A 3499-nucleotide genomic window follows, 5' to 3' on the forward strand; every position below is an offset into this window, starting at 1 on the left:
GCCCATCACCCGGATGGTGCTGGATCGCGGATTTCCGTGGTCAGCATCGGCCTTCCTTATCCGGCTACCGGCGCCAGTCGTGTTGTCTTCAACTCATATATGAAGGCCCTTTGCGCGGCCGGCCTGCGGGTCAGCCATGTCATTCTCGCCGATCCCGGCAAGATCAGCGCGGCGGAACAGGCGGCTTACTTCTCCGACATTGGCGCTCCGGTTAATTCCGATATTGCGATCATCGATGCAGTCCCCGTGATGACAGCGACCCGCTGGACGCTTAAGCGCCATTCCAACTTGCAACAGGCAACCGAGGCCTTGCGGTCGCAATCTCCCGATGCCGTGATCTGTTTCGACATTGATGCCGCAATGGTCGCCGCACCGCTTTCCAGGCCGCGTAAACTGGTCTGGATCGGCGATCTGCACTACCAGACCATCTGGTACCACTTCCTCTACAGTGTTCGGGAGAACCTTCGGAACCTCGTCTCGTCGTTATGGATTCTCCGGCGCATTCGCCTTTGGCAGCAGATCTATCGCGAAACCCTGCATGGCTTCGACGATATTATTGTCTGCGCTTATCGCAGCGTCGCCGACTTCAGGAAAATAGGGCTGCAAGCGCGGTTCGCCCCTTACCCGTGGCCTGCTTCCGCCGTCGCCCCTGTGGTTGATCGCAGCGTTATCCAGAAACCGTCCTTTATTTTCTTCGGCAGGCTTGGCGGCCTAGGGTCGCGTTCATCCTTCCACTTCCTGCTGGAACAGCTGTATCCGCAGCTGCTGGCCAACTGGGGTTCGCAGGGGTTTGTTCTCGACATTTGCGGACTGGACCAACTTCCGAATTGGGTCGAGGCTCTGCTGGCGGACAAGCTGGAAATCCGTTTTCTTGGCTTTGTGCCCGACCTTGAAGCCCAGATGCGCGCCTATCATGCCATGGTGGTGCCAATCGACGCGCCAGTGGGCAATCGCACGCGCATCCTAACCGCGATGGCGAACGGTCTGCCCGTGGTGGCCCACACCCATGTCGCCCTAGGCAATCCATCGCTTGTCGACGGGGTGACCTGTCGGCTGGCGACCGAAGCCAAAGGTTTCGCGGCGGCTCTCCGATGGTGCTACGAACAGTCGGCCGAGGCGGCTGCACTGGCCCGGCGCGCCCGCCAAAGCTGGCAGGATGAGTATTCTCCCGACGTCGCCGCCGGGCTGTTTGCTACGGCTGTCGACACCGCCCTTAATCAGACCCAGGAGCATCGCCCGTGACCTCCAGTCTCCATCACGCGCTGATTGCGGAAATAGGCTCAGTTCATGACGGCAGCTTTGGCAATGCCTGCAAGCTGATCGAGGCGGCGGCGGCCAGCGGCGCCGATGTGGTGAAATTCCAGACGCATATTGCCACGGCAGAAACGCTGCGCAACGCGCCGCTGCCGCCGTATTTCAAGGGCGAGCCGCGCTTTGAGTATTTCGAACGTACCGGCTTCAGCAAAGACCGTTGGCGCGAGCTGAAGGCACAATGCGTTCAGAGCAAAGTCGGCTTCCTCTCCTCGCCTTTCAGCCTGGAGGCTGTCGATCTGCTGGAGGAAGTCGGCGTCGATATCTACAAGATTCCATCCGGGGAAACGACGAACACACCCCTGCTGGAGCATATAGCCCAAACGAAGAAGCCCGTCCTGCTGTCCACCGGCATGAGCGACTGGGCCGAAATCGACCAGGCCATGGTAGCCCTGTCGCAAGGCGGGCCTATCTGCGTCATGCAATGCACGTCCGCCTATCCTTGCCCGCCGGAACGTGTCGGCCTGAATGTCCTCAGCGAAATGCGGCAGCGCTACAACATTCCAGTCGGATTCTCGGATCACACCCTGGGCGCCGCCGCGGCTTTCGCCGCAGCAGCCCTGGGTGCCGACGTTATTGAGAAGCACTTCACCTTCTCCCGGCTGATGTATGGCAGTGATGCCGTCAACTCCATGGAACCTCCTGAATTCAGGACCTTCAGCCAGGGCCTGCGGGAAATCTGGACCATGCGCGATCATCCGGTCGACAAGAACGATCTGGCGCCCTATCGCGACATGAAGCGTATCTTTGAGAAAAGTGTTGTAACTGCCGCCGATCTTTCAGCCCAACACCGGCTGACGTTCAAAGATCTGGCATTCAAGAAGCCTGGTGATGGAATTCCAGCAGCATTATGGCGTGACCTTGTCGGCCGGCAACTCCGCCATGCCCTCCCGGCCGATACCAAAATCTCGGAAGATGATCTGATATGAAACGCATCTGCGTCGTCGTCGGCAGTCGGGCGAATTACAGCTCGATCAAGTCCGCCATGGCCGCCATCAAGGCTCACCCGAAGCTTGAGCTGCAGCTCGTCGTTGCCGCATCGGCGGTGCTCGACCGCTACGGGGCAGTCGCCGATCTGATCGAAAGAGACGGCTTCCAGGCCAGCGCCCGCATCTACATGCTGATCGAGGGTGAGACCCCCGCCACCATGGCAAAGTCGACCGGCGTCGGACTGATCGAGTTGCCGACCGTTTTCGAGCGCCTGCAGCCCGACGTGGTCATCACGGTGGGGGACCGCTTTGAAACCATGGCGACGACACTGGCCGCCGCCTATATGAATATCCCGGTAGCCCACACGATGGGCGGTGAAGTATCGGGAACCATAGACGAATCGATCCGGCATGCCGTGACGAAATTCGCCCATATCCACTTTCCGGCCAGTCGCGAGGCGGCTGAACGCATCATCCGGCTCGGCGAGCCTGAAAACACCGTTTTCCGTGTCGGATGCCCGCGGCTTGATCTGGTTGCCGACATCCTTACCCGCGACGACAATCAGATCTCCGGCGACCTGTTTTCCGAAGGCGTCGGCGACAAGCTCGACCTCAGCAAGCCCTTCCTGCTGATCTCCCAGCACCCCGTGACCACCGAATATGGCGAAGGCGAGCGCCAGATCACGGCCACGCTGGAGGCTGTACATGCCATCGGTCTGCCCGCCATCGTGCTCTGGCCGAATGCCGATGCCGGATCTGAAGACATCGCGCGTGGTATGCGCAAATGGCGCGAGCGCCGCCTCGATGCCAACATGCATTTCTTTAAGAACCTGCCGACGGACACCTATATCCGGTTGATGAGTCGCACGGCCTGCCTCGTGGGGAATTCCTCTTCCGGCATTCGCGAAGGCGCTTATATCGGCACGCCGGTGGTGAATATCGGCAGCCGGCAGGCCGGACGGGAACGCGGCAAGAATGTTCTCGATGCCCTGCCCACACGTGAGGCTGTCGAGGCAGCCTGCCGACAGCAGATTGCACATGGCCGCTATGCCTCCGAGGATATTTACGGCAACGGCAGCGCGGGCGAGCGAATCGCAGATACCCTTGCCAACCTCGGCCCGATTCAGGTGCAGAAGCGGATCACCTATTGATGCGGTTGCTGGCCATCGTTCCGGCACGCGGGGGATCGAAGGGTATTCCCCGCAAGAATCTTCATCCACTGGCCGGCAAGCCGTTGATTGCCTGGACGATCGAGGCGG

Annotated in this window: 3 protein-coding genes and 1 pseudogene; all 4 read left to right on the forward strand. The window is 60.3% G+C overall.

Going from position 1 to position 3499, the window contains the following annotated elements; translation table 11 throughout:
* The coding region (locus tag AAG799_RS22755; protein ID WP_341899408.1) for a glycosyltransferase at window positions 1–1242 on the forward strand (1242 nt) is incomplete at its 5' end.
* The gene (locus AAG799_RS22760; RefSeq protein WP_341899410.1) at window positions 1239–2240 is read left to right on the forward strand and encodes an N-acetylneuraminate synthase family protein; all 1002 of its coding nucleotides are present in this window, start codon (window positions 1239–1241) and stop codon (window positions 2238–2240) included. The genes AAG799_RS22755 and AAG799_RS22760, both read left to right, overlap by 4 nt.
* Window positions 2237–3391 carry a UDP-N-acetylglucosamine 2-epimerase gene (gene neuC / locus AAG799_RS22765; protein ID WP_341899412.1) on the forward strand — a complete coding sequence of 385 codons (1155 nt, stop codon included), beginning with the start codon at window positions 2237–2239 and terminating at the stop codon, window positions 3389–3391. Before AAG799_RS22760 ends, neuC begins: the two co-directional genes overlap by 4 nt.
* Window positions 3391–3499 (forward strand): annotated as a pseudogene (locus AAG799_RS22770) (acylneuraminate cytidylyltransferase family protein); the annotation flags it as partial. The gene neuC and the pseudogene AAG799_RS22770, both read left to right, overlap by 1 nt.

The organism is Ferrovibrio terrae, from assembly GCF_943371255.1.
Taxonomy (GTDB): domain Bacteria; phylum Pseudomonadota; class Alphaproteobacteria; order Ferrovibrionales; family Ferrovibrionaceae; genus Ferrovibrio; species Ferrovibrio terrae_B.

What these genes read in the sequence shown, in the direction of transcription:
- neuC (WP_341899412.1), top strand. Translation starts at nt 2,237, where the DNA reads ATGAAACGCATCTGCGTCGTCGTCGGCAGTCGGGCGAATTACAGCTCG.